20 protein-coding genes and 6 pseudogenes are annotated in these 26,071 nt (G+C 35.6%); 14 read left to right on the top strand and 12 right to left on the bottom strand.

Annotation, left to right across the window (positions count from 1 at the left end; translation table 11 throughout):
• Positions 1 to 402: ABC transporter ATP-binding protein (locus tag C564_RS32765; protein ID WP_018767609.1), on the top strand; the 402-nt coding region annotated here is incomplete at its 5' end.
• On the top strand, positions 399 to 1,598 hold the full coding sequence (locus tag C564_RS0127535) for an ABC transporter permease (RefSeq protein ID WP_018767608.1): 1,200 nt from the start codon (positions 399 to 401) through the stop codon (positions 1,596 to 1,598). The genes C564_RS32765 and C564_RS0127535, both read left to right, overlap by 4 nt.
• A 193-nt stretch (positions 1,599 to 1,791) precedes the next feature.
• On the opposite strand, the gene C564_RS0127530 is transcribed toward C564_RS0127535, so the two are convergent.
• The 4 genes and pseudogenes from C564_RS0127530 to C564_RS0127515 form a co-directional block, all read right to left on the bottom strand.
• Positions 1,792 to 2,814 carry a CamS family sex pheromone protein gene (locus C564_RS0127530; protein ID WP_018767607.1) on the bottom strand — a complete coding sequence of 341 codons (1,023 nt, stop codon included), beginning with the start codon at positions 2,812 to 2,814 and terminating at the stop codon, positions 1,792 to 1,794.
• A gap of 876 nt (positions 2,815 to 3,690) precedes the next feature.
• Positions 3,691 to 4,065 carry a hypothetical protein gene (locus C564_RS0127520; RefSeq protein ID WP_003205206.1) on the bottom strand — a complete coding sequence of 125 codons (375 nt, stop codon included), beginning with the start codon at positions 4,063 to 4,065 and terminating at the stop codon, positions 3,691 to 3,693.
• 325 nt (positions 4,066 to 4,390) lie between these two features.
• Positions 4,391 to 4,610 (bottom strand): annotated as a pseudogene (locus C564_RS35595) (DDE-type integrase/transposase/recombinase); the annotation flags it as partial.
• 248 nt (positions 4,611 to 4,858) lie between these two features.
• Entirely contained in the window at positions 4,859 to 6,334 is a 1,476-nt protein-coding gene (locus C564_RS0127515; protein ID WP_026008728.1) for a protein adenylyltransferase SelO, read from the bottom strand.
• Between the two features lie 273 nt (positions 6,335 to 6,607).
• On the opposite strand from C564_RS0127515, the pseudogene C564_RS0127510 reads away from it, so the two are divergent.
• Positions 6,608 to 6,922, top strand: a pseudogene (locus C564_RS0127510) (hypothetical protein); the annotation flags it as partial.
• Positions 6,923 to 6,981: 59 nt separating this feature from the next.
• Here C564_RS0127510 and C564_RS38300 read toward each other — a convergent pair.
• A pseudogene (locus C564_RS38300) lies at positions 6,982 to 7,171 on the bottom strand (hypothetical protein); the annotation flags it as partial.
• 428 nt (positions 7,172 to 7,599) lie between these two features.
• On the opposite strand from C564_RS38300, the gene C564_RS0127505 reads away from it, so the two are divergent.
• A complete protein-coding gene (locus C564_RS0127505) occupies positions 7,600 to 8,727 on the top strand; it encodes a serine hydrolase domain-containing protein (protein ID WP_018767603.1) in 1,128 nt (375 codons plus the stop codon).
• Positions 8,728 to 8,762: 35 nt separating this feature from the next.
• Here C564_RS0127505 and pepF read toward each other — a convergent pair whose 3' ends face one another.
• From pepF to C564_RS0127480, 3 genes are all read right to left on the bottom strand, one after another.
• Positions 8,763 to 10,550 carry an oligoendopeptidase F gene (gene pepF, locus C564_RS0127500; protein WP_018767602.1) on the bottom strand — a complete coding sequence of 596 codons (1,788 nt, stop codon included), beginning with the start codon at positions 10,548 to 10,550 and terminating at the stop codon, positions 8,763 to 8,765.
• 568 nt (positions 10,551 to 11,118) lie between these two features.
• Positions 11,119 to 11,346 (bottom strand): hypothetical protein, encoded by a 228-nt coding sequence (locus C564_RS37035; protein WP_003198921.1) that lies wholly within the window; start codon positions 11,344 to 11,346, stop codon positions 11,119 to 11,121.
• A 411-nt stretch (positions 11,347 to 11,757) separates the two neighbouring features.
• On the bottom strand, positions 11,758 to 12,990 hold the full coding sequence (locus C564_RS0127480) for a MerR family transcriptional regulator (protein WP_003198917.1): 1,233 nt from the start codon (positions 12,988 to 12,990) through the stop codon (positions 11,758 to 11,760).
• A 187-nt stretch (positions 12,991 to 13,177) separates the two neighbouring features.
• On the opposite strand from C564_RS0127480, the gene C564_RS0127475 reads away from it, so the two are divergent.
• From C564_RS0127475 to C564_RS38295, 8 genes and pseudogenes are all read left to right on the top strand, one after another.
• Positions 13,178 to 14,464, top strand: coding sequence for an NAD(P)/FAD-dependent oxidoreductase (locus C564_RS0127475; RefSeq protein ID WP_018767600.1), 1,287 nt, complete (start codon positions 13,178 to 13,180; stop codon positions 14,462 to 14,464).
• Positions 14,465 to 14,477: 13 nt separating this feature from the next.
• The gene (locus C564_RS0127470) at positions 14,478 to 15,950 is read left to right on the top strand and encodes an aldehyde dehydrogenase family protein (RefSeq protein WP_018767599.1); all 1,473 of its coding nucleotides are present in this window, start codon (positions 14,478 to 14,480) and stop codon (positions 15,948 to 15,950) included.
• A 45-nt stretch (positions 15,951 to 15,995) separates the two neighbouring features.
• Positions 15,996 to 17,414, top strand: coding sequence for an MATE family efflux transporter (locus C564_RS0127465; RefSeq protein WP_018767598.1), 1,419 nt, complete (start codon positions 15,996 to 15,998; stop codon positions 17,412 to 17,414).
• A gap of 45 nt (positions 17,415 to 17,459) precedes the next feature.
• Positions 17,460 to 17,741, top strand: coding sequence for a cupin domain-containing protein (locus C564_RS0127460; RefSeq protein WP_006095502.1), 282 nt, complete (start codon positions 17,460 to 17,462; stop codon positions 17,739 to 17,741).
• Positions 17,742 to 17,896: 155 nt separating this feature from the next.
• Positions 17,897 to 18,058 (top strand): annotated as a pseudogene (locus tag C564_RS0127455) (methylmalonate-semialdehyde dehydrogenase); the annotation flags it as partial.
• Positions 18,059 to 18,088: 30 nt separating this feature from the next.
• Positions 18,089 to 19,444 (top strand): aspartate aminotransferase family protein, encoded by a 1,356-nt coding sequence (locus C564_RS0127450; RefSeq protein ID WP_165774928.1) that lies wholly within the window; start codon positions 18,089 to 18,091, stop codon positions 19,442 to 19,444.
• Between the two features lie 107 nt (positions 19,445 to 19,551).
• A complete protein-coding gene (locus C564_RS0127445; RefSeq protein WP_018767595.1) occupies positions 19,552 to 21,171 on the top strand; it encodes an amidohydrolase in 1,620 nt (539 codons plus the stop codon).
• Positions 21,172 to 21,224: 53 nt separating this feature from the next.
• Positions 21,225 to 21,359: pseudogene (locus C564_RS38295) on the top strand (N-acetylmuramoyl-L-alanine amidase); the annotation flags it as partial.
• Positions 21,360 to 21,822: 463 nt separating this feature from the next.
• Here the strand turns inward: C564_RS38295 and C564_RS37835 are convergent.
• Positions 21,823 to 22,716: an EndoU domain-containing protein gene (locus C564_RS37835; protein ID WP_231382366.1), complete on the bottom strand. Its 894-nt coding sequence runs from the start codon at positions 22,714 to 22,716 to the stop codon at positions 21,823 to 21,825.
• Positions 22,717 to 23,110: 394 nt separating this feature from the next.
• On the opposite strand from C564_RS37835, the gene C564_RS37030 reads away from it, so the two are divergent.
• On the top strand, positions 23,111 to 23,266 hold the full coding sequence (locus C564_RS37030) for a hypothetical protein (protein ID WP_018767592.1): 156 nt from the start codon (positions 23,111 to 23,113) through the stop codon (positions 23,264 to 23,266).
• Positions 23,267 to 23,481: 215 nt separating this feature from the next.
• On the opposite strand, the gene C564_RS0127415 is transcribed toward C564_RS37030, so the two are convergent.
• The gene (locus C564_RS0127415) at positions 23,482 to 23,955 is read right to left on the bottom strand and encodes a DUF2247 family protein (RefSeq protein WP_018767591.1); all 474 of its coding nucleotides are present in this window, start codon (positions 23,953 to 23,955) and stop codon (positions 23,482 to 23,484) included.
• Between the two features lie 426 nt (positions 23,956 to 24,381).
• Here C564_RS0127415 and C564_RS35575 point away from each other — a divergent pair, with 426 nt between their 5' ends.
• Positions 24,382 to 24,915 carry a helix-turn-helix transcriptional regulator gene (locus tag C564_RS35575; RefSeq protein ID WP_018767590.1) on the top strand — a complete coding sequence of 178 codons (534 nt, stop codon included), beginning with the start codon at positions 24,382 to 24,384 and terminating at the stop codon, positions 24,913 to 24,915.
• Positions 24,916 to 25,147: 232 nt separating this feature from the next.
• Here the strand turns inward: C564_RS35575 and C564_RS0127405 are convergent, their stop codons facing one another.
• On the bottom strand, positions 25,148 to 25,441 hold the full coding sequence (locus C564_RS0127405; protein WP_018767589.1) for a barstar family protein: 294 nt from the start codon (positions 25,439 to 25,441) through the stop codon (positions 25,148 to 25,150).
• A 270-nt stretch (positions 25,442 to 25,711) separates the two neighbouring features.
• Positions 25,712 to 26,071 (bottom strand): annotated as a pseudogene (locus C564_RS38515) (T7SS effector LXG polymorphic toxin); the annotation flags it as partial.

Raw genomic sequence — 26,071 nt, 5'->3', positions numbered from 1 at the left:
TTATTGCCACGTCTTTCAGCGGTAGAAAATGTAGAACTTCCGCTTATATATGGCGGCGTGAAGAAAGCGGAGCGCCGTCAGAGAGCTCTTGAAGCACTTGGGAAAGTCGGATTGTCTGACCGCGTGCATCACTTGCCAAGCGAACTTTCAGGTGGGCAAAAGCAGCGTGTAGCCATCGCACGTTCTATTGCAAATGATCCAACGTTTATTATGGCCGATGAACCAACAGGTGCTCTTGATACGAAATCTGGAGAGCAGGTTATGGATATTTTCACAAAGTTAAACGCAGAAGGTACAACGATTGTTATGGTTACGCATGAAGATGAAGTTGCGGCGTATTCTTCGCGCCGAATCGTACTAAGGGATGGGGAAATTACAGAAGATAGAAGGTGTGCGGTATGAGTTTACTAGATAGTATAAAGATTGCCCTATCTTCTATTCTAGCTCATAAACTGCGCTCAGCACTTACAATGCTTGGGATTATTATCGGTGTCGGCTCTATTATTACTGTTGTTGCGATTGGGCAGGGCGGGGAAGCAGCGTTAAAATCACAATTTGTTGGTTCTGGGAATAGTGTGATTTCTATTCACTATACTCCTGACATGAATGATTCATTTGGTATGGAATCCATGGGAAAACCGAAATTGACAGAAGAAGATATTTTTGAAATTAAAAAGCTTCCAGAGATTTCACACGTAATTAAGACGAATTCAAACATGGAAACACTTGATGTCAATGATAAAAAAGATATGGTGAATATTAAAGGGCTAGACAGCGAATATTTCGCTGCGAATAAAGTTAAGGTGTTAAAAGGCCGTTCTTTAAATGATACAGATATCGATTATGGAAATAACGTTGTCATGATTAGTTCCGATGTAGAAGAAAAGATATTTGAAAAAGAAAATCCAGTTGGAAAGATTATTGAAATGAAAGGCCAACCGCTGCAAATTATTGGTGTATATAAAGCCGAGGGCGGATTCATGGGAATGGGAGGTTCAGAAGTTCTAATTCCACTAACGTTATGGCCGTCGTTGTATGGAACAGATGAAATTCAAGAGATTTCTGTCCAAGCGAAAAATGTCGATAATTTAGATGACGCTGGAAAGAAAGCGGCTGATGCATTAAATAGTCGTAAGCCAAGTGAGTTTACAGGTAAATATGAGGTAATGAATTTAAAAGAAATTCAAGATGGTATTTCTAAAATGACAAATATCATGACGATGATTATTGGAGGTATTGCTGGTATTTCATTAGTCGTTGGTGGTATTGGCGTTATGAACATTATGCTCGTATCTGTAACAGAGCGTACACGTGAGATTGGGGTACGTAAAGCACTTGGAGCAACGCGTAGTAAAATTTTACTGCAATTCTTAATTGAGGCTGTTATGTTAACGCTTCTTGGTGGATTAATCGGGATTGGTCTTGGTTACGGGGGCGCATATATTGTTTCCACATTTGCGAAATGGCCACCACTCGTTTCATGGCAAGTAGTTGTTGGCGGCGTATTATTCTCGATGACGCTTGGTATTATCTTCGGGTTAATTCCAGCGAATAAGGCGGCGAAATTAGATCCAATTGAAGCACTTCGTTACGAATAGGTTAAATCGGGGCAGCAACTTAAGCTTATAGAAGCGGATACAATTGTAGAGCTAAATAATCTGTTTTAGAGCACAATCTTTTTTCACTTGTTCGCCTAATTATTTTAAAGCGCTAATGATAAAATAACCATGGTACATTAAACTAATATTTAAAATAAAAAAGACAGTATAATAACTGTCTTTTTTATTTTCATTATTCAATAAAAGAAACAAAAGGTTCATCTTCATTTTTTTCTCTTACAACAACTGCTTCAACTTTTTGCTCTGACTTTATATTCATTTGAACCTTAACATCTTTAGAGAAAACATCTAATATATTTTGGACTATCATTTGTGTAAAAGCAATCAGTTCTGATTTACCATTAAATTTAACTAAAACATTCATATTTACAGTATCCATATGATCATCTTTATAAAAAATTGTAGCATTAACCGGTATATAATCATCTTTATTGAATTTTTTCACTTTAACAGAAAACTTATCTAACTCTTCATTATCTTTATTATATACTTGTTTAAAATCATCAGAAGGATAAGCAAAGGATTTTTCGTTAATATTAGCCCACTGTCCTATACTATTCTCACCTTTTTGTACTGTTACACTAGAAATAAAAGTACCGGCTTTTAAAGAATCAGAAGCTTCCTGTTTAAAAATAGAAAAAGTAATAGGAACTTTTACAAAGTTCTTATTATCATAAAGAACTTTTAAAAGTTGATTAGCAATTTCACTGCCCTTAACATTTGCTTCTTCATTAGAATGATTTGAAGTCATGGCTAAACCGATAACAACACCAGCTAAACTCAATTCACCTGAATTTTTCTTAGTATAATAATCATATTCTATAATATTAGATACATAAGGTATTTCTTGTTTTGTGAGTAATTCGTCTATTGTTTTTTGAGCAATATATTCACTTCTTTGTAATAAATGATTTTTTGTATCAAATTGCTTAGATGCCATATTCATTAAACCTAATTCTAATTTATCTATATCTAATTTAGAATTAGTTTGTATATTAACTGTATTTATTATTTTATGTTCTTTTAAAGGAATAATAGTTTTATAATAATTATCAGAAATAGAATATTTCGGAATAATGCTATTTCCCTTCGTATTTTTTTCTACAACTTTCTCTTCTTTTTTAATAATATTAGTACCATTACAAGCACTTAATAACAAACTAATAATTATCAAAAATAATGATATCTTTTTCACCTATAATAACCACCTTTAACCATTTCTCTCGCTTTATACAACATATAGTGTATCACTAAATATCTAAAAAAAAAGAGATTAATGAAAATAAATATATACATCTAACGATATTCCCTAATGTTAAAGATAAAAATATGATATTTATGTAAAAAAGCTACAAAAAACCCTTGAAACTATCCCTTCTGGATATTCTGTTATGTATTAAATTACTAGTTACGTAGGACCAACATGAATGCAAGCTTAGATTTATTAACATAAAAAAGAAGAGGATTTTTATAATCCTCTTCTTTTTTATATGTTCATTAGCTGTTTTGTTCACTTAAGAGTGCTTTAGAATTTACCTATTCTATTATAACTGTATAAAACACATTTTTAATATGAAATATTGCATATCGGAATGTATCTAAAATGAAGGTATAAGATTTACCACATCTTAATACTCAAACAAGGGGAGGAAATACTATGGCAATCGCAATGGCTGTTTTAAAATTTGTGGGTGGAGTAATTCCATTCGTACAAGAACTTTTAAAATCATTCATGTAAGTTTTTATTTCAAACATGTATGTAAAAATCTCACACAAATGATTTGTATATCTGGGCATAAGTGCTTTGTGAATCAATAGTATGAACAGATTTTAGAAAAGAAAAAGAATTTCATTAGGAATAGCAATCAAAAAGCACTCATTCGAGTGCTTTTTGATTGTACAGTAATACTTTAATACTCTATAATTAACTTTGGGGAAGGTAATCTAAGAGCATTAGACGTAGTCTTAGCATTATCTTTTATTTGATAAACCATAAAATTGAATAATTTTGTGGTTTATTTTTTGTAAATCCACAAGTTTTAAACTACTTTTAATAAACATAATCATGAAATTAACATCGAATTACAGTTCCGGAATAGAGAGTCAGGAAATGGTCACCAATATCAATTATAGTTGTTGCTTGTATATAACCTTTAAAACCATCTGATGAATAATAAATTTCTTTTGGAATACTTTCTTTAACCTGATAACTAGTTTTTGAGTACTTCACATAATGGTTTGTGATTACTTTTGATTCAGGGACAATATTAGCTCTTTGTTCAAAAGTATTTGTGATAGTAGAAGGTGAATTAAATTCAACATTTTCATGAGAAATACGATCCAAACTTTCAGCTTTTACACCTTCTGTTTGAGAAAAGGCACCTAAGCTACCTATTCCTATTAATGTAGCAAGTGTAAACTTTGAAAATCCTGTAAATTTCCCCATTTTATAAGCCTCCTTTAAGTTTTTTGTAAGATAAGGTCCTTACACTTCACAGTCTATATCTAGCAGATAGGAAGTGTACATACATATCATTAGACAAAAATCTACATTATTCTCTATTTTTTTCTAGGTTATGTATAATAATCCGGTGTTCAACAAGTTGTCACAAATAAAAAATGATAATGATAACAAAAAAATGAATAGTATATTCGTTGCTTGTATTATTATTAATTATTTTAATATTCTAAAATAATTGGATAAAATCGGTTCTGGTGCAAATATATGAAGAATAACACGGAGAATAGTAGACTCCTAACGGAATCGTATTTTATGCTATAAGTCTAAACACTTGGTGGATGAACTCTTTTTGGTTTTGGACAGACTGGTTTTCTAAATCAATCTATCCTTTTTTATCATATGCATGGCTTCAACGCCACTCAATATAGAGGTTGCTGTTTTAAATGACTTGAATCCCAACATAGAGCGTATTCGTTTCTTAATAAAACGATGGTCTTGTTCCACATGTTATTCAGATATTTTATCTTCCTGGTTTGGATGCTGGCTGGCCTCTCTTTATCTAATAAAATAGAGATCTAGATTTACCACTAGATATTATGAAAAAACAATCAATTGTATTTAGCGCTGAGAAAAGAGTAGTTGAACAAACTGTGTAGGTTCTATATCTATATTAAATGATTTTGCATCAGAACCGAAAAAATGCCACTCCATTAGGTAAAGGAGTAGCATTAAGTTGTAAAAATAGTAAATCATGAGAAGGTGTTAACTTAATTCTTTCTCATGTACCACAAAAAGTTCGATAAGGGCGGGATGATGGCGCCGGTGGTGTGCAATACTCAGACTGTTCAGGAGAGTGAGCATAAGGATTTGAAAGAACAACAAGCAGTTGTTCCATTACGCTGTAGTTCCCTTGTTTAGCTGCGGCATCTAATGCTTCTTCCACGCGGTGATTTCGTGGGATTATCGCAGGATTGGTGTCTCGCATCAGCTGATGTGAAGAAGATTTCGATTCCTCCTGTCTGCTTAATCTTGCCTGCCATTTTTCATTCCACTTCGTAAATTCTTGACTTTTAAACAAATCGGTATCTTTATGTGTACCAAAAGTTAAAGCAAGGAAGGTATTAGTATAGTCTGCGCGATATTTCTCCATAATTTTAAGGAGCTCATCAATGAGGGCTCTATCTTCTGCTTCTTCGTTAAATATACCTAGCTTGGTCCGCATCCCAGCGAGCCAATGCTTTTCATACAGTGTGCCGAAATCTGAAATCGCATTTTGGGCTATTTGGGCAGCTTGTTCTAGGTCTGTATGTAGAATCGGCAATAGAGATTCTGCAAATCGCGCGAGATTCCACACACCAATATACGGCTGGTTACCATAGGCGTATCGGCCTTGCGTGTCAATGGAACTAAATACTGTTGCTGGGTCATATTCATCCATGAAGGCGCAAGGACCATAATCGATGGTTTCTCCGCTAATGGTCATGTTATCGGTATTCATTACCCCGTGAATAAAGCCAACGAGTTGCCACTTTGCAATTAAGCTGGCCTGTTGCTTCATCACTTCTTGTAGTAACGCTAGGTATGGATTTTCCTGTGATTGAATAGCTGGAAAATGACGCTTAATCGTATAGTCAGCCAAAATTTTTAGCTCCTCAACTGAACCGCTTGCTGCTGCGTATTGAAATGTGCCAACGCGTATATGACTGCTAGCTACACGTGTCAAAATTGCACCTGGTAAAGCAGTTTCGCGTATGATTGACTCACCTGTTGATACTATAGCTAGACTACGGGTAGTAGGAATACCAAGCGCGTGCATTGCTTCACTGATAATATACTCGCGTAGCATTGGTCCAAGTGCGGCGCGGCCATCCCCTCGGCGGGAGTATGGTGTTCTACCAGAGCCTTTTAATTGAATATCAAATCGTTCACCTGAAGGAGTAATCTGCTCACCGATTAGCAGCGCACGGCCGTCTCCTAGCATGTTGAAATGCCCGAATTGATGCCCTGCATAAGCTTGAGCAAGAGGGATAGAACCTTCGGGAATTCGGTTTCCAGCAAGAACCGCTACTCCATCTTCGCTTTGTAGTTCCTCAATGTTTAGCCCTAGGGATGTTGCCACAGGATGATTGAGAATGATTAACTTTGGTAAGCCTACAGGGGTTGGGCTAAGGGTGGAAAAAAATGATTCCGGTAGACGGGCATAACTATTGTCTAAGTTCCATCCGGTTTCTTTTGTTTCTTTTTTCTTTTTCATTGTATCTCCTTCTTTTACGTTTTTTTCTGTTACATAAAGCATAGATATAAATATTCAATGATATTCTCCATTTTATTGAGAATATAGAAGATTGGAATTTAATATTGATTAGTTGGTGCGCATTGTTTTTATAATTCACTTGTAGTTATGTACATTATATCCTTAATCAATGAAAAAAACGTATTAGTACTTGTTTTTTATAAACTATAATATTTTATCATTTTAACCGAGAAGACCTCCACCTCTAAAAGAAGTGAAGGTGGGGGTAGTTCAATTAGCGGCTTATTAGGGTTCTTCGGCATTGGGTGTTTTAGTCTTTTTATGGTTGAAGTTGTTGAAACATCGCGGCAGGATTCAGTAGGAATTACGGTTAGCTTTGCACTTACGCTAAATCAAATTGCTATTATTTTAGCTCCGCCTGTTTTTGGCTTCATAGTGGATATCAAAGGGTATACGTGGGCGTGGGTGTGTATGGCTATATTGCTGTTTGTTTCAGCAATAAGTTTATTGAAAAATTGCAAAAAAAAAGTCATACGAATGACATTTTTTTGCAATATGATGTATAATCAATTTTGGTATGAATTTTAAAATGGTGATATTATGACATATAAATGAATTTGATTCTTATTCTTATTAATATTTGCTTTTCGTTCATTTCCTCTTTTGAAATTCCCTATTATTTTGGCCGTAATGAGCTTCCTCTCTTTTTATTGTTTGCATGATTTATTTTACTTGAAAATTTTTCTGCATCTTTTCTTTTCTTTTGACAATCATAATTTATTTTCCGTAATACTCGATAAATACCATGCTATTTTTGTTTGTTCGATAACTGAACATTTCACTATCTAGTTAATTTTGCTTATCGATGAATGCTAATAGATTACCTTTTTTGGCATTATTGTATATGTTGTTTGCAAGGAATGTTACATAAAAAAACAAAATTATAGTGAGATGAATCGGATTGTTGGGTGGAAATTTTCTAAGAAAGAAATACAATAGTAAGTGATCAAAAATTTGAGTATGGGAAGCTTATCTTGAATAAATTTCCAATAATACAAACTTTTTAGGAAGATATAGATAATCAAGAGACATGCTAATTTATAGTAGTAGAATTGAGGATGAAATAGTAATATGTAGTTCATTTCTCGAATATAGTTCTTCAATAAATTTAAGCAAAAATTAAAGTCTTCTTTTAAATGAGTAGAGATAGAATAAAACAATGAAAAGAGTAACAAGTATAAATTGAATAAAAAGAGGGCTCCTGTATGTTTAAGAGATGTTTAATCGTTTGCTTTATTATCGCGATTTTTTGCTTAAGTGTATATATGTTCATGCAAACAAATAAAGGTAAAACGCAGAATTTAAAGGCATTTTCAGATTCTACTAGTAAACTAGAAACAGATACACCGAAAGTAGATAGAAATCAGCGAAATCGTTATGCTGGGGCAACACAAAAATTAGACCAATATTTAAAAGAAAAGGGATTTAATGGAACGGCACTTGTGACGGATCAAAATAATGTGATTTTGCGAAAAGGGTATGGCTATGCAAATATGCAGGATAAAGTCTTAACAACGCCAAGAACAAAATATCGTATTGGTTCTATCACTAAGACAGTAGTGGCAGTGTCTATATTGCAGTTGCAGGAAAAAGGGGAATTGAATATAGAAGATAATGTAAATAAATATATTCCTTCATTCCCAGCGGATAAAAATATTACTTTAAGACATTTATTGACACATACATCTGGATTACCTGAACAAGGGCAAGGGAAAGTTGATGCGGCATCACGTTTAAAATTAGTGACATGGATTGGTTCACAAAATCTTGAATTCCCTGCTGGAACAGGTTGGAGATATACGGATTATAATTATATGGTACTTGCCTATGTTATAGAAAAAATCTCTAAACAACCATTAGCTGAATATGTAAAAGAACATATTTTCACTCCAGTTGGAATGCATGAATCTGGCATGGGGGCAAAATTCCCTGGAGATATATTTTTCGCAGAAGGTTATACACAGAAAGATAATGAATTCATATCTACTCCTAGGTTAAGAATGAACTGGCTATACGGTTGTGGTGAAATGTATACAACTGTAGAAGATATGAAGAGATTAGATGAGGCGATTATGACTGGCAAACTTCTTTCCAAACAAAGTTTATCAGATATGTTTACTGTATCACCTGCAAGAAAATATGGATTTAGTTTTTACATTTATCCAGATTATTACCATAATCACGGTGTATTAGCTGGGTGGAATACATTTAATAATTTCAATTGGGATAAACGAATTTTTGTTATTCTATTCTCTAATGTTCAAAACGGTATGACCGATGAATTTAATCAGGAATTTCGGAAGATGGCAAAAGATTTATTGGAAGGAAAATGAATTTGAAAAAGCCTCTAGCGTGAGAGGCTTTTTTATTACAGTGACGAAAATTCTTCAATTAGTTTACTAAAGCGTCCTAGTGCACTTTCAATTGGTTTTGGCGTTGTTAAATCTACACCAGTTTTCTTTAAAAGATTGAGCGGATAATCTGAACTTCCACCTTTTAAGAATTCGATATAATTTTGCTGAGCGGTAGGATCGCCACTTAAAAGCTGATCTGCAATTTGAATTGCGGAAGCAAATCCGGTAGCGTATTTATAAACGTAAAATGGTCGGTAAAAATGAGGGATTCTAGCCCATCCATATTTTACATCTTCATCGAATATGAGTGTATCCCCATTGTATTCTCTAAATAATTTTTCATATACATCATTAAATGCTTGGGCGTTTAATGGTTTACCTTGATGCGCCATTTCGTGCGTAATCTTTTCAAATTCAGCAAACATAACTTGTGTAAAGAAAGTTCCTTTAAATTGATCAATAAAGTGATTGATTAAATGGTTGCGTACGTCTATATCTTTTGCTTCTTTTAATAGATGGTGAATTAAGAGTATTTCATTCACTGTAGAAGCGACTTCGGCCACAAAGATTGAATAATGAGCAGAGATTCTCGGCTGAAACTTATGTGAATAATATGTATGCATACCATGCCCACATTCATGAGTAAGTGTAAAGAGACTATTTAAGTCATCATTATGATTTAACAGGATGAAAGGGTGAGCGCCATATACGCCAAAATTATAGGCACCCGAACGTTTTCCAGGTAATTCTCTTACATCTATATAACGTTTATCTTTAAAACCTCGAAGTGTTTGAAGATATTCTTCACCGAGTGGAGAAAGGGATGTAAGCATGATTTCGAATGCTTCATCATAGGGAATCTCTTGCTTTACACCTTTTACTAAATCAACATTTAAGTCATACTGTCTTAATTCATCTAGCTGCAATTTTTCTTTTCGTAAATGATTATATGTATGTAGAGATGCAATGTTCTTTTTAGTTGTATCAATTAAAGTATCATACACTTCTTTTGGAACCATATCACCAAATAAAGACCTTTCTAAAGCAGATGGATAGTTTCTAATTTTTGAAATGGTAACATTGTTTTTTATAGCTGCTGCTAAGGTAGAAGCAATAGAGTTTTTTAATTGCACATAATGTTGATAGTATGCTTTGTAAGCTTCTTTTCTCTTATCTCGACTTTCATCCTTAATTAATTTTGAATACATCCCGCGTGTTAAATTTACTTTATTACCATCCTTGGTTGTAACTTCTCCAAATGTAATATCTGCGTTATTAAGCATTCCGTATGTATGCTGAGGAGAAGAGAGAGCTTCACCCATTTGAGATAAGATTTCTTCTTTATCTTTGTTTAAAACATGTTTCTTATATCGATATAATTCAAATAAGTCTTCTTTAAAATATTGTAAGCCTTCGTTTTCCTCTATATAAGAATGTAATGTTTTCTCATCGATACTAAGTAAAAATGGAGAAAAGAAGGAACGAGCAGCACTTATTTTAACATGTAATTGTGATGCTTTATCTACAAGGGACTGCGCTTCTGTATCACGTGTATCAAGGTCGGATTGAAGTCTTGCATAAGCATAGACTAAATTAAACAAACTTGATATTTCTTCACTTTTCGTAAGATAGGCAAGTAGGCTCTGACCATCATGGATAGTTCCATTAAATTTTTTTAAATCCTCTGTTAAGGTTTCGATTTTTTGATAGTCGTTTTCCCAGTTTTCAATCGTTTTATAAATATCCGTTAAATCCCACTTTTCTTGATCGGATACATCCATTCTATTTTTAAATTCTGTCATAATCATTTCCTTCCTAGGTATGTATTTTGTATACTATAAGACTAATCAAGTAGTATCTCCACAAAATTATACTACTTTCATTTCTTAATCAGGTAATAATTTTCAGTACTCATCTTCAAACAGGCAATTATATATGGTAACTCCTGTTTCTTTTAACTCTAACGAAATTTCCTCCACTTCAGTATTCAACGTGTTAATGTCAAGAACCTTTATTCCATTGATTTGGAATAAAGAAGTGGTTAATTCGATACTCCGCCCCTAAAAAAGCCTTAAGGTAGTTACCTTAAGGCTCATAAATTAAGAAAGTATTTTTTCTATTTTTTTGTCATAATTAGTTACTATATTATTAATTTCAATTAACAAAGTATCCTCATCAGTTATAGGTTCATAACCAATTATAACTTTTGGAATATCATAATTTTTTTTCAAATCAACTAGAAAATGTACTAGCTTTTTCAACCTTAACTTATTATCGTTCTTCTCATCCTTTAATATTTCATTTTCAGGAAAGTTAAATACAATGTCACCATATTGTTCATCAAACGAGAAAACTATTACTACGTTTTTTTTATGAAATACCTAACTTCAATTCTTCTAAAAATATATTTCCTGTTCCTTCCGGTGATAGAATCTCTTTTATGTTTTTCACTTGAGAAAAATCCAAATCTTTTTCTGAAATATTATTATAAAAATGTGATGATTTAAGTTTTAATGTAGATAATTTAAGTTCTCCGTAAATTAATTTATCAATTTTTCTTTTATTAAAATCAGTTAATATAATCTCTAAATTTTCCATTTATAACTCACCCTTTTTACTGGTCAATATACCATTTAAAAGTTCCATCAAGGTTTAATCGAACTCCACTTCCATCTTGTAGTTTTTTCTCCAAAAATTCTATTCCTTTAGGATTTTTAATTTTGATAAAACCTCCCGGTCCATCCATTATTTCTTCAAGATGTTTCAATGCTGTTTGATTTATTTGGTCTGGGCCGCCTTTAACTTTCCCAAAAATGCTTGGATTTCTTTATTTGTAATTTGTTTTTTACTTACTGCAAACCATGTAACATTGTTCATTGTAATACACCATTCTACAGAAGATAATCTTTTAATGCTTCCTCAATTTTTCAGATTAACCATGATTTTAGCTACAAGGGAGCTGTCTCATCCGTGAACTAGCCTACTTTTCGGACAGCCTCTTTTTGTGCGCTATTTTTTCGTACTAGCCAAATACATTAGCATGTGGAATTTTTCGTCTATTACATGATAATCAAAGTAAGGTCCTGGATCTGTACAGTAACCGATATTTTCACTTTGCGTGATTTGAAATCCGTTGACTGATAAATTTTCTTCTAAGTATTTTGGATATAAAATATGCTCGTGGGAATTTGGATATAAGGCTGAAATATTTTTCAAGGATTTGGCCGAGCTATCATAATAGGAGTACCCGCCGACAATTGTTGAACTGCTATGGAAATAGTTTTTTAGAACATGAATTGGAAACTGCGGATTGAGCAGTGAAAAATCAGTTGCTGTAAAACTATCCACAAAAATATCGATGCTAAGCGGTTTCAATGGCAGATTTAAATCAGAATTCAAAATATAAAGGACGTTTGGCTTCGGATTCATACGCTCAATTCTCTTTCTAACCTTCTTGAGCATCGCAAGCGAATAGCCACTGAATACATAGGATGCGCTCGTTTCAAGAACATCGATATATTTGGGTAGTGACACAAAAGCGTCAACGTTTGTTTCCACGATTAATTTGTTTTTCAAATCTACATTTTGTAGAACTTTTTGAAACCAAAAATTACTTTTTTCAAATAAGTTAATCATTTTGGGATTGATCTCTTTAATCGTTTCTTTATCGTAAAAATAAGATGGATAAGGAGACGTCTCGTACAAGTTCGCGGTAATGATAATACCTTCCTCGATAGCTGCCTCGTATCCACAAGTACAAGTTAAACTCCCCGTTTGAATGTAGACTTTTTTAATCGTTACATCTTTCATTTCAAGTGGAATATGGCACTTCGGACAATAGAGCAGATTTACAAAGGAAAGTGGGATCCCTGTAAGGTTCTCTTCTTTGGATGAAGGCGAGCTGGTTTGAACCGCTTTTTCAATCAATTGGATAGCTTTTGATATGTCTTCTTTTTTCTTGGTCAGCTGGTTCTTTTTATCAATGAGCAAGTTGTTGTAGTAGTCGATATCCTCATGGTCCGAGAAGTTTGTGACACGCTGATACGATAAAATTTGTTGAATTTCTAGCAGTGAAAAATGAAGTTTTTTCAGCTCAGTAATAAAAGTCATGTCGTCGAGACACATTTGGTTCATTTGATACTGGGTGTTTTTTTTGTCTGGTATTAATAATCCCAGTTCAATGTAATAACGAACGGTATCAGTTGTAACATGAAAAAGCTTTGCAAATGTACCAATTTTCATAGATGCCCCCCAACGAAAAAAGTGGAGTTACTCCACTTTTTTCACAAAAATGAATTCAAAAAACTCTCAAATGGCTATTGACTTGGAGGAAACTCCAAGTCATATGATAGACTCGAGAAGTTTGAATATTTTGAATAATTTTTGACTGTATTGTAACATACATGTCACAAAAGGAGAAGAATTAGCTATGGATAAGATGGATCGAATGGATACTCTCTCACTGTGGACAGCGACTGCAAACGGCTATGAAAAAGGAAAACTTCTTGAAGGAAATGAAGAGGCGGATGTTGTCATTATTGGCGCAGGTTTCACAGGTCTTTCTTCTGCATATCATTTGCAAAAATTAGGGAAGAGTGTCATTGTCCTTGAGCAAGAAACGATCGGATATGGCGCAAGCGGTCGTAACGGCGGGATGGTATTGCCAGGCTATAAGCCAACGATGCAGGAGCTTGCCAAAAAGTATGGTGCCGACGAGGCGAGACAGCTTAACGATCTCTCCCTATTTAGTGTTGAACTGGTTAAAAACATCATCGACGAGCATCAAATCAACTGTAACTTTAGAAAGACAGGTCACATTGTGGCGGCTTACAAAGCCAAGCATTTTGAAGGATTGAAACATGAAAGCGAATACTTAAACGAAAATTTCGGGTACGAATCAAGCGTGCTTGATCGAAGTCAGTTGCATCAAGAGATCGATTCTCCACATTATTATGGCTGCTTAGTCGACAACTCGAGTTACTCGTTCCAGCCACTGAACTATGCAATTGGTTTGGGAGAAGCAGCTAAATCGATCGGTGCAAAAATCTTTGAGCATTCGAAAGCACTATCTATTGAGTACGGTCGAAACAGTGTGAAAGTTGTAACAGAAAAAGGTGCTGTTACTGCGAAAGACATTATTGTGGCTACAGATGGTTACTCTGGAAAAATCATGAATGAACTGAACAAAGGCGTACTGCCAATTTCGGCACGTATTATTGCTACTGAACAGCTTCCAGAATCACTGGTGAGTACCGTCATTCCTAAAGATCGCATGGTTTTTGATACAAGCAGTTTCCTTTACTATTTCCGACGTACACCAGATAATCGGATCGTATTTGGCGGTGGCGATGTTCGTCCAAACTTAGGCGATGCTGTTTATCAAAGTGTTTACGATGCCATGGTTAAAATAATGCCAAAACTAGCAGGAAGCAAGATTGATTTCCGTTGGGGTGGATTTATCGGGGTTACAATTGATACGTTCCCGGTTATCGGCAGATCCAAAGAAGGCGCATATTTCGCAACGGGTTATACGGGACACGGTGCGTCTCTCTCGACATTGTTTGGTAAGTTATTGGCACAATGGATCGTTACGGGGAGTGCAGGTGGATATCGATTTGAAAAGGAACGCCTCAAATCATTCCCGTTCTATAATCAGAAAACGATGCTGGTCAATCTAGCACATATTGGTTTCAAACTGTTAGATATTATTGCGTAAAGGAGAGTTGTTTATGAAAATTAACATGTTCATTGACGGGAAATGGATAGAAGCGTTATCCGGTGCTAGACGAAACATTATCAATCCTGCAACCGGAGAGGTGATCGCAACGTCTGCTTATGGATCAGCAGACGATGCGAAGATAGCAATCAAGGCGGCTCGTAAAGCGTTTGACAGCGGAATCTGGTCGGATTTATCGGCTGATGAAAGAGCTGACTATCTCTATAAGATTGCAGACCGTCTTGAAGAGAAGGCAGCTGAAATTGCACGCTTGGAAACTGCAAATAACGGTAAGGTTATTCGTGCAACCACTTATGTGGATATTCCGGTATCGATTCAATGCTTCCGCTATTATGCTGACTTGATCAAAGGCATGAAAAAGGAATCTTACACTCGTGCTGATTCTTCGGAAACAATTATTATTCATGAACCGATTGGTGTTTGTGGACTTATTGTACCTTGGAACTTCCCGCTTATGTTAGCTGTTTGGCAAATTGCTCCTGCACTCGCCGCAGGGAATACAATTGTACTTAAGCCTGCTGATGGTACTCCTGTGAGCGCATTCAAACTTTTTGAAATTATCGAAGAGATTGGGCTTCCGGACGGAGTGGCAAACTTGGTATTGGGACCTGGATCAAAGGTTGGGAATGAGCTTGCCGAGAGCCATGATGTTGACAAGATCACCTTTACCGGTGGAACAAAAACAGGTCAAAGCATTATGCGCGCAGCTGCGGGCAATATGAAAAAAATCACACTTGAACTGGGTGGTAAATCTCCACTTATTGTGTTCGACGATGTGGATTTTGAAACTGCAGTCGAGAATGCGATGTTTGGTATTTTCCATAATGCTGGGCAAGTTTGTTCAGCTGCATCTCGTTTGCTTGTACAAGAGACCATTTACGATAAGTTTGTTGAAAGATTGGCCGAGCGTGCAAGCAAAATTGTAGTTGGCAACGGGGAAAGCGAGAACATTGAAATGGGAGCCCTCACACACGAGCCTCATATGAATGAAGTTTTACATTACATCAAGAGCGGAATCGAAGAAGGTGCAAAATTAGTTTGTGGTGGTAAGCGCTTAATAGAAAATGGGCTTGATCGAGGATTTTTTATTGCGCCAACGATCTTTGCTGATGTAAATGCGAATATGCGTATTGTTAAGGAAGAGATTTTTGGTCCAGTCCTTGTTGTACAGAAATTTAAAGATGAGGAAGATGCCATCCAAAAAGCGAATGATTCCATTTATGGATTAGCCGGTGCTGTATTTACTGAAGATATGGATCGAGCAAAACGTGTCATTAGTAAATTGCGTGCGGGAATTACTTGGATTAATAGTTATCATCTCGCTTATGTTGAAGGTCCTTGGGGAGGGTATAAGCAAAGTGGAATCGGCAGAGCGTTAGGTGCTGTTGGGCTGGAGCACTTTATGGAAACGAAGCAAATCAATATCCACCAGCATGCCCAGCCTGTAGGTTGGTATGCGAATTAATTGAGCTTAACTTGCTATATGAATTATTTATAAGGGGACATGCTCATGAAAATAGTAGACAACCGTCCGTCATCGAAGATAGAGCAACTAGAAGTAATGAATAAGCCGGCGTATGATTCAGTGCTGGGAACCAAAAGTATTCCGTTACTATATTTACGGTTTGCTTTGGCAGGAATTATGGCTAACGTGATTCTAGGAGTTGTAGCGGTTGTCGATGGGTATTTCGTCAGTGGCTTTCAGGAGCTGGAAATCGAAGGGATCGGAATTGGATTTACGGTCATGGTTATTACCCGTATGCTTGGCGTTCTTTTGGGTGTGGGAGCCGGAGCGGTCATTTCACTTCGACTTGGAAAAGGGAAGATCGAAGAAGCTAGAGGTATTATGGGACAAACTTTATGGTTTACTCTTTTCCTCTCCATTTTGTTAGCTGTACTTGGAGTGGTCTTTGAAAATAATATTATGACCTTATTCGGAGCAAGTGATGAAGCGCTTCCATATGCGGTACAATATAGCCGTCTGCTATGGATTTCATTGCCATTAACGATATTGGCCGTTGTATTAAGTATTTTAACCAATATCGATGAAAAACCTGTATTATCAATGAACAGTTGGTTAGTCGCAGCAGTTGTTGCTGGGATTACAGAATGGATTATGGTAACGAAGTATGACATGGGGATGATGGGTTCCTCATGGGCCAATACGATTTCGCAATCGATCCCTGTTTTCCTAATCTTTTATTTCTGGTTTGGTAAAACAAAACTTAAGCCAAAAATGAAAGATATGATGATTAATCTCAAGACGATCGGTGAAGTGGCTTGGACGGGCTTTGCATCTTTCTCGAGTCAGTTCATGATGTTTATTGCAATTATTTTCTTCAACAACTTACTGCAAAGCTACGGTGGTGGGCTGCACGTTGCCGCTTTCACGATTCAAAACGGTTACATTACAAATCTGCTTGCCTTAGCAGCGCTCGGTGGGATGACAGGACTTCAACCGATCATTAGTTATAATTACGGTGCGGGCAACCTTGATCGTGTTAAACAAGCAATTAAGATGGGACTCATTTTTACGGTTGCCTTCTTTGTGATTGTGACAGCCATACTAATCATTTTTGCAGATCCAATTGTGTCATTTTTTTCCGGTGGTAATCCTGAATTGCAGAAACTGGGTATTTGGACGACAGTTGTATTCAATTCTTTGTTTACGCTTAATGCAGTCAGCTTGCTTATCTCAGGTTATTTCGAATCACAAGAGAGAAACTGGTCCGCAACGTTTATTAGTGTTAGCAAAATACTGTTGTTCATGGTACCGTTTCTATTTATTTTCCCGAAATTCTGGGGTGTAGAAGGTATATGGTACACAGGTCCCGCTGCAGAAATTCCAGGCGTTCTCATTGCCATATACTTTATGAAAAAAGAGCTCAAACGTTTAAAAGATACAAATGGTAAGACAGTACGTTTATAGAACCTATTCCTTCAAAATTACCAATAAGAAAGAGAGAGGATCATCATGTTTTTTGCGAAAAAACTTACAGCAGAAGAAGCACAACAACTAGGTGTTGACACGTGGGAACTATGGGTAGGCGAACCAGATAAAGGAACGTGGCATCTAGAAGAACAGGAGGTTTTCTATGTGACAGACGGTGAAGTGTTTATTACTGTTGATGGAAAAAAGTATCATATTACAAAGGACTGGGTCGTTTCCTTGGCTAAGGACCTTGTCTGTGAATGGGATTGTCCAGTATTTTTGAAAAAGAATTATAAAATGAACCATGAGATCAATCTGAAATAATGTGAAATGAGAAGTGGGCAAATGCTAAGCAGACGACTGCTCCTGCGTATTTAATGGATAAGAAATTCAGAATAGTAAAGCGAAATGGAGATAAAGCCTAATGAACCAAAAAGCCGATATTGTTCTCTCAAGTAATGTTGACGAAATGTAGTGAAATTTATGCAGGTATGCTTGGGGTCAATCTTGGAGTTCCTGCTTTAATGGCATTCTTCTCATTCTCAGGTTATAAGAAATCCTTCTATGGTGATCTCCATGCAAATGGAAAAGATGGCGTAGCATTCTATACTCGCAAGAAAATGCTTACGGCTCGTTATTGAAAGAGTGATGTAAAATCATAAAAGGATAGAATGGAGTTGGTGATTGTGCAAACGACAGAACAAACACAAAATTTGCAAAAAGCAGATGAAAAGTACCTTTGGCATGCAATGAGAGGAGCAGCCCCTAGTCCAACGAATTTAATTATCACAAAAGCAGAAGGGGCATGGGTGACGGATATTGATGGAAACCGTTATTTAGACGGTATGTCCGGTCTTTGGTGCGTGAATGTTGGGTATGGTCGAAAAGAGCTTGCAAGAGCGGCTTTTGAACAGCTTGAAGAAATGCCGTACTTCCCTCTCACACAAAGTCATGCTCCTGCCATTAAATTAGCAGAAAAATTGAATGAATGGCTTGGTGACGAATACGTCATTTTCTTTTCTAACAGTGGATCGGAAGCGAATGAAACAGCGTTTAAAATTGCTCGTCAATATCATCAGCAAAAAGGTGATCATGGACGCTATAAGTTTATTTCACGCTATCGTGCTTACCACGGTAATTCAATGGGGGCTCTTGCAGCAACAGGGCAAGCACAACGAAAGTACAAATATGAACCATTGGGGCAAGGATTTCTGCATGTAGCACCGCCTGATACGTATCGCAATCCAGATGATGTTCATACACTGGCAAGTGCTGATGAAATCGATCGTGTCATGACATGGGAGTTAAGCCAAACAGTAGCCGGCGTGATTATGGAGCCAATTATTACCGGGGGCGGAATTTTAATGCCTCCTGATGGATATATGGCAAAAGTAAAAGAAATTTGCGAGAAGCATGGTGCGTTGCTCATTTGTGATGAAGTTATATGTGGATTTGGCCGGACAGGGAAGCCGTTTGGATTTATGAACTATGGCGTCAAACCAGATATCATTACAATGGCAAAAGGTATTACAAGTGCGTATCTTCCTTTGTCAGCAACAGCAGTCAGACGAGAGGTTTATGAGGCATACATAGGCAGTGAAGATTATGATCGCTTCCGCCATGTGAATACGTTCGGAGGAAATCCTGCTGCTTGTGCCTTGGCTTTGAAGAATTTAGAAATTATGGAGAATGAGAAACTCATTGAACGTTCCAAAGAATTGGGTGAACGACTGTTATATGAACTAGAGGATGTAAAAGAGCATCCAAACGTAGGAGATGTTCGCGGAAAAGGCCTTCTTTTAGGTATTGAACTAGTGGAAGATAAGCAAATAAAAGAACCGGCTGCTATTGAAAAGGTGAACAAAGTCATAAATGCTTGTAAAGAAAAGGGTCTAATTATTGGTAAAAATGGTGACACTGTTGCAGGTTACAATAATATTTTGCAGCTTGCTCCTCCATTAAGCATCACAGAAGAAGACTTTACTTTTATTGTTAAAACAATTAAAGAATGTTTATCTCAACTTTAACTAATTATTGATAAATCTTGTTAAAAAGCGGAATAGTATATCGAGAGATATAGCTTTAAATACTGAACGAATCACTCTAAAAGAGTAATTCCGAAAGGGCTGAGTTTATGAAAGCTGATGTTGTATTGATAAATGGAGAAGTTATTACAGTAGACCAAAAGAATACAGTAGTCGAAGCTGTAGCAATAAAAGATAATCGTATCGTAGTTGTTGGTTCAAATCAGGAGGTTAAGAGTTTTATAGGAGAAAAAACGGATGTAATTGACCTGCAAGGAAAAACGCTTCTTCCTGGATTCATTGATTCTCATATTCACCTCATTTCTCATGGGGTGAATCAGTTGGCGGTAAGTTGTAAAGCTGAACATATTGATTCTATCGTGGCTTTGTTAGATGACCTGAAAAAGAAAGCCATAGAAACGCCTAAAGGTGAATGGATACGTGCTTGGGGCTTTAATGAGACCGCTGTGAAGGAAAAGCGTTATCCAACAATCGCTGAGCTGGATGAAATTTCAGTTGAACACCCGATTATTGTATCCCGTACTTGCAGCCATATAAGTGTGGTGAACAGCAAAGCATTAGAAATTGCGCAAATTAACGAGAACACACCGGATTCTAATGGGGGAGTTATTGAAAAGAATCAGGCAGGAAGGCTTACAGGAAAGTTAATTGAAGCAGCAAATATGGGGATGAGTGAGGTTGCAAATTATACAGAAAGTGAACTGATGAAGGCTGTGAAAATTGCATCAGATCATTTCGTTGCAGCGGGCATAACAAGTATACATGAGGCAGGTGGATATGGCCCTGAGAGTTACCGTTTACTACAACAAGCTGTGAAGAGTAAGGATATTCGTGTCCGAATATATGCAATGATATGTCAGTTAAATAACTCCCATGAATTTGTTAATAAAATGGTCGAAGCTGGTGTGGTAACTGGTACCGGAGATGAGAGGTTCAAAGTTGGACCAGCTAAATTGTTTACAGATGGAAGTAGCACCGGGCCTACAATTGCAACCCGTGAGTCGTACTCCAGTGACTCTAACAATTATGGCATTCTTTATTATAGTGAGGAAGAAATCTACCAGGTTTTAGGTGAAGCGCATAAAAAAGGCTATCAAATCACTGTACATGCACAAGGTGATAAAGCCATTGAAATGTATTTAAATTGTGTAGAAAAGGCGTTGGAGGAATCACCAAGAAAAAACCACCGTCATCGGATTGAGCATGCGGGAATTTCTTCACCAGATTTACAAGAGAGAATGAAAAAACTCGAGATGGTTCCTATTCCAAATCCTCCATTTCCATATGAATTCGGAGAGATATATGTCCAACACTATGGTGATCGTGTTAATCACATGTACGCTGTTCGTGATTTTATTGATCGTGGCATCATGGCAGCAGGTGGATCGGACGCGCCAGTTACTGACTATAATCCTTTATTAGGAATTCATGTTGCTGTCAATAGAAAAAGCCAGTCTGGAATGGAGTTTGGTGCTAATCAATCTATAAGCGTAATGGAAGCTATTAAACTATACACCTGGAATGGCGCTTATGCGAGTTTTGAAGAAGAGATAAAAGGAAGCATAGAGGTTGGAAAGCTGGCGGATTTAGTTATATTAAATGACAGCATTTTAAGTGTTAATCCAAACCAAATTAAAGATTTAAAAGTAGAAACAACTATTATTGATGGTGAAATTATCTATCAAGAAGAACAATCAGTGAAAATTTAATATATCATAGTTTGCATACCACGTAACCCTTGTAATGTTACGTGGTGTTTGTAGGAACTGTAGATGCAGGATTAGGATTTACAATCGATGCGAAGGTTATGATGGATGGTTCACCGCAATACAAAGTACGCAACAGCAAAGGTGCAACGTATTATGCAACTGCAAACGAAGCACATGTATATGCAAAGTTAGAATTACAAAAGAGCATCCACTTAAAGGATGCTCTTTTGTATAATATATTTTTTACTGTTTGTTTACTCAGAAAGCTTGAAAGGTATTTAGCAAATTAAGGTTATTTGAGAATGATTTATTTTCTTATCTAGTGACAGCCAATAAAAATTTTATTTCCACAACGTAGAGGTAATTTGTTTTAAATGAAATTCAATATATTCAATAAATTTTTTATAATTATCAGATGTAAATTCGTGAATAGGTTTTTCCCAATCCATGTTTTTCATTTGAAAAGTGCCTTGATTGGTGAGTACTATCTTCCATAATTACTTGAGATGGAGAGGGGAAGGGCACTTCACATCGCTGTTGACTTTTTTTATTGGGCATGTGGTTTTATCAGTGCCCGAGGAACTTACAAAATAGCAAATCAAAACTCAATTAACTTCACCCATACCACTGATTCTCCACATTCTGAAAAAATTAATTTTTAATATTTTTCAAAAAGTCTTCTAGAATTCTTTGGACAGGTAAACTAGCTTTTTCCAATAATTCTTGTGCTTTATCAACTACGCGATTATTTAATACTATCATATTTTTGTATTCTTCAGAATTGAAAGACCTTAAAGAATCTATCGTAGTTTCAGCAACTTCATCACTTTCATCAAGCATATTCAGTAGTAGTTCTAATCCGTTTATTCCTAAATCATCATCAATACAATAAGCTAGTCTTATCTTCCATTTATCACTTTTATCATTAATACTTTGAAACATTTTTTTCCAATCTTCATCAGTAAAATCGACTAGTAGTTCTTGAGCATACATAAATCCATCATCATACCAAGAATCTTCTGAGCTATTTTCAGATAATATTTCATCTAATTCCTCATACATTTTTATCTCTCCTCTATTTCTTGAATCCAGATGGTGGCAAGGCGTTAGTCTTCCCTGTCGGATAAGCACTAATAACACTGTCCCCTTTTTTATCACATCTATTTCTACACCATCAATAGTTCCTCGATGCCAAGTTGCTCCATCCCTAGCTCTAGTGCTTATTGCTTTAGAATTTCCAATGTTTTCAACACTGTTTACTATTTTTGTGTCATTCCAACTATCAGGGAACACTGTACTGCTTTTTATTTTTGATAAATTACCATCGGAAAATTGAGTGGTATACTTAATATTTTTTGTTCCATCTGGATTGATTTTAATTTCCTCAACAGCATAGTTTGGATGGCTATTATTTATTCCAGACGAATGCCCTCCAATAATCTCATTTTTGTTAGGGTTTTTTCTTTGCCCCCACATAATTTTTTCTTCCATCTCTGGAGAAATTACTGTGTTAGGTCCGCTGATTTTCTTACTAGTATTATCCATCCCCTTAGTAACATTTCCCTCTTTATCAAGCCTATCAGTATCTTTAACTGTATTAGCACGCCTACCAGAAGACGAAGAAGACTGGAATTTTTGAAGAGTATCAATACTATTTTGAATTGTATTATATCAAATGAATCCACCATGTGTAATTTTGTTCTTTTCAAGTGATTACTGTAATTGGAGATTGGCGAGTGCTACCTTCCATAATTACTGGAGAAGGAGAGGGGAAGGGCACTTTTGTATTAGAAGAAGAACATGTGAAAGAAGAAGAGAAGGGGGAGGTATAATATTTCTCAAGGCATCTAACGAAAAAACAGAGGTAGGGTAGATTCTCTCGCTTATATAATACTTTAAAAATCAGTTCACTTATTAAAAGGTGATGTAGGGGAAGGAGATGAGAAACAATGTTGTTGATACTTTAGATGCAGGATTAGGATTTACAATCGATGAAAAGGTAACTGTTAATGGATCACCACAGTACAAAGTACAAAATAGCAAGGGCAAAACATACTATGTAACTGCAAATGAAGCCTATGTATATGTGAAGTAAGAGTTGCAAAGGAGCATCCACTTAAATAATAATTTTTAATTTAAATCAACAAAAGAGACCTCAAATGTGAGGTCTCTTTTGTTGATTATTCTCCATTTGTAACTTTCTCTTCACTTACTCCAAGCCAGGTAACATGGTTCATTGAAATATCCAATCCTAAAGAAGACTTGTTCTTCAAAAAGTTCTTTTCTTGCCCTCAGAATCTAGCAAAATAGCTAGTCAATAAATTTTTTCTCTGAATCTAAAAATTTATAAAATCTATTTAGTAAATCTTTCTTCGTAGTTGGGGTATCTTGGGGCATATAAGTAATAAAACTTGTCATATCTTCAGGATAATCATGTCTATCATAAAACTCTGCAATTCTATTTAATAGTTCATCTTCATCAGTAATCTTTTCTTTTAACTTAGATAAGAAAACGAATCTTAGTTTCCTATTCTCATTCTGTAATTCTTCACTATTTTCTTCTAAATTAGGAAAATAGGAATCTTTAATTTCAAACAAAATTTTATCTAAATCATTAGAATCTATTCCCCAAGCTAGTTCATTAACAAAAGCATCACCAGCTTCCATTAGTTCCACCGCATAATCAGAAATGACATCCGGTTCAAAATATTTTTTATTTACACCAGTATAAATAGTTTTCCAATCATACTTAAGACCTTTGTTCTTAAAATCTATTAAATCCATATAATTCTCCTTTTACTTTTTTGGAACTTGATTTGGTTTCCCTGTAACAATTCCATTTTCAATAAATCTTCTATGACTTACATTTCCATTTGGTTTAACAATCCACTCAAAGACACCTTTTTTACCAGTTTAGCTTCCCTCTATTTGGAAGAAATTTCTGTTAATACCATCTCCTCCTACTAGTGGAAATTCATCAGCAAATCTTGAGTAATTATCAACAATATCAGAAAAGCCATGTTCCTTAGGGACATGAGGAAACTCTTTTTCTATGATGGATTTTCCATTTTTATCTCTTCCCCAAATAGGTTTTACTTTATCAATCTTTGTTCCACTTCCAACTCGTTTTCCATCAATAACAGGCCCCTCTAATTCCTCAATTACTTTTGGATTAGCTCCGCTGGCTTTCTCGGGGCGGGAAACCAGATTATGGCACTATTCAAACAGAAAAAAATATCAAGCATCGCGAAAAATCTTAAAGACTATAGATTACAAGAAGGTATGACACAAAAAGATTTTGTCAGTCTCTTAGAAATGAATCCCCAAAATTATTCTAAATTAGAACGAGGTGTCTACACACCTTCTTTAGAAAAACTATTAGAGATTTGCGATATTTTACACCTAACACCAAATGATTTACTGATGGACGGTAGAGAGTATGAAGAGTTTAAGGCAGAAGTGTTTGATTCTTTTGATGATTCCATTATAGATTTGGTAGGAACGATAAAAACTGTTGAAGAACAAAGAGTCAAAGCAATTTTTGCTAAAAATAGGAGAAACGAAAAAGAAGAAAGAATTCATCTAGATTTTATTATTGGCATGTTTGCTTGGAAAAATGAGCATTATTGGGATATTGCAGACTATCTATATCGTAAACACATCAAAAAAGATTTAGACAACGCATCAAAGAAAATATCAAATAGGCTTGTCGAGAAAATGGAAGAGGATTATTTTAACGAATAACACTATAAAAAAAGTCAACAGACCACTACGTTCTCATAACGTCGCTGTTGACTTTTTTTATTAGGCATGTCTCTTTGTCAGTGCCCGAGGAACTTACAAAATAGATGATTCCTTAGTTAGTTCCTCGAATACGACAAGCTTAACATGTCCACCGTTTGCTTTAACAGTTTACCTTGTACTTTTAAAATCTTCTTTCTTTACCTTCCAGAATCTAGAAAAATAATATTTCATATTAGCTATAAATGATATTACTTTTCAAACTGGGATATTTTTCATTAAACTTATTTAACATATTTTTCAGCAAGTTGGCATCTTCTGATAGTTTCCTTTCAAATTCTCCCCAATTTTTGAATACAATAGTTTCAGGTAATTCAACCAATCCGGTTATTGTGTCCCAAAAAGCATTCCAATTTTCTCCATAAAAATTTGGGGAATCTAATTTTTCTTTCAATAACTTCTGCAATTCTTGCTCATTACTCACATTTCCTACATTTATTAAGATCTCTTCTTTTCTCGAATTATCCATAATTCTCCCTAACTTACTTTAATAATTTCCAATAAAATGAATTGTTCTATAATGGTCTGTTGTTACATAAAGTAATCCATCATTAGAATATAACAACCTTGTACCTGGTTGTTTTGCTCTTGACATATTTCCTACAAGTCCCACATCCGCTTCACGCCATACTCTTCCTGGACTTTCAGGCAAAACTGGGGGGATATTATCAAAAATATCTCCTCCTATTTGTCCACCTGGAACATAATTTTCTAAAGCTTTACCTGGTTTCCAACCATTTTGAATTGCTGTACTATAGTTATTGCTAGATGTTTGATTAAATTCATGTAGATGATCTAACTTTTCTTGCAGTTTGTGCCTCATGGCAGTAAAAAGATTCGCCATAGCGTCCATACCCGGGAGTGGCATAGCTTGACTGACAGCTTCCATACTTGTTTTCATTCGGTCAATTTCTTGAATTTGTTCTAATATTTCTTGTTCGATTACATCCGTTGAAGCTACTTGTGATTGAAATTGACTTGGAAAGGCATTATTCTGACGGATTAATTCTTCACATAAGTAAATGATTCCTTGTGCTAAAGGACGAAAGGTTTGTACAAAAAATGATTTTGCACTGCTATATGTTTGTCCTTGTAGAAC

This window comes from Bacillus sp. 105MF (assembly GCF_000374885.1).
Taxonomy (GTDB): Bacteria; Bacillota; Bacilli; order Bacillales; family Bacillaceae_G; genus Bacillus_A; species Bacillus_A pseudomycoides.
This window is presented reverse-complemented; position numbering and strand designations above follow the sequence as displayed.

Coding starts and splice junctions, on each gene's coding strand:
- C564_RS0127520 (WP_003205206.1), bottom strand. CDS start 4,065: ATGGGGAAATTTACAGGATTTTCAAAGTTTACACTTGCTACATTAATA.
- C564_RS37030 (WP_018767592.1), top strand. CDS start 23,111: ATGAGAAACAATGTTGTTGATACTTTAGATGCAGGATTAGGATTTACA.
- C564_RS0127470 (WP_018767599.1), top strand. CDS start 14,478: ATGAAAATTAACATGTTCATTGACGGGAAATGGATAGAAGCGTTATCC.
- C564_RS0127415 (WP_018767591.1), bottom strand. CDS start 23,955: ATGGATTTAATAGATTTTAAGAACAAAGGTCTTAAGTATGATTGGAAA.
- C564_RS0127450 (WP_165774928.1), top strand. CDS start 18,089: ATGGAGTTGGTGATTGTGCAAACGACAGAACAAACACAAAATTTGCAA.
- C564_RS0127460 (WP_006095502.1), top strand. CDS start 17,460: ATGTTTTTTGCGAAAAAACTTACAGCAGAAGAAGCACAACAACTAGGT.
- C564_RS0127465 (WP_018767598.1), top strand. CDS start 15,996: ATGAAAATAGTAGACAACCGTCCGTCATCGAAGATAGAGCAACTAGAA.
- C564_RS0127475 (WP_018767600.1), top strand. CDS start 13,178: ATGGATAAGATGGATCGAATGGATACTCTCTCACTGTGGACAGCGACT.
- C564_RS0127480 (WP_003198917.1), bottom strand. CDS start 12,990: ATGAAAATTGGTACATTTGCAAAGCTTTTTCATGTTACAACTGATACC.
- C564_RS0127405 (WP_018767589.1), bottom strand. CDS start 25,441: ATGGATAATTCGAGAAAAGAAGAGATCTTAATAAATGTAGGAAATGTG.
- C564_RS0127445 (WP_018767595.1), top strand. CDS start 19,552: ATGAAAGCTGATGTTGTATTGATAAATGGAGAAGTTATTACAGTAGAC.
- C564_RS35575 (WP_018767590.1), top strand. CDS start 24,382: ATGGCACTATTCAAACAGAAAAAAATATCAAGCATCGCGAAAAATCTT.
- pepF (WP_018767602.1), bottom strand. CDS start 10,550: ATGACAGAATTTAAAAATAGAATGGATGTATCCGATCAAGAAAAGTGG.
- C564_RS0127535 (WP_018767608.1), top strand. CDS start 399: ATGAGTTTACTAGATAGTATAAAGATTGCCCTATCTTCTATTCTAGCT.
- C564_RS0127505 (WP_018767603.1), top strand. CDS start 7,600: ATGTTTAAGAGATGTTTAATCGTTTGCTTTATTATCGCGATTTTTTGC.
- C564_RS37835 (WP_231382366.1), bottom strand. CDS start 22,716: ATGGATAATACTAGTAAGAAAATCAGCGGACCTAACACAGTAATTTCT.
- C564_RS37035 (WP_003198921.1), bottom strand. CDS start 11,346: ATGGAAAATTTAGAGATTATATTAACTGATTTTAATAAAAGAAAAATT.
- C564_RS0127515 (WP_026008728.1), bottom strand. CDS start 6,334: ATGAAAAAGAAAAAAGAAACAAAAGAAACCGGATGGAACTTAGACAAT.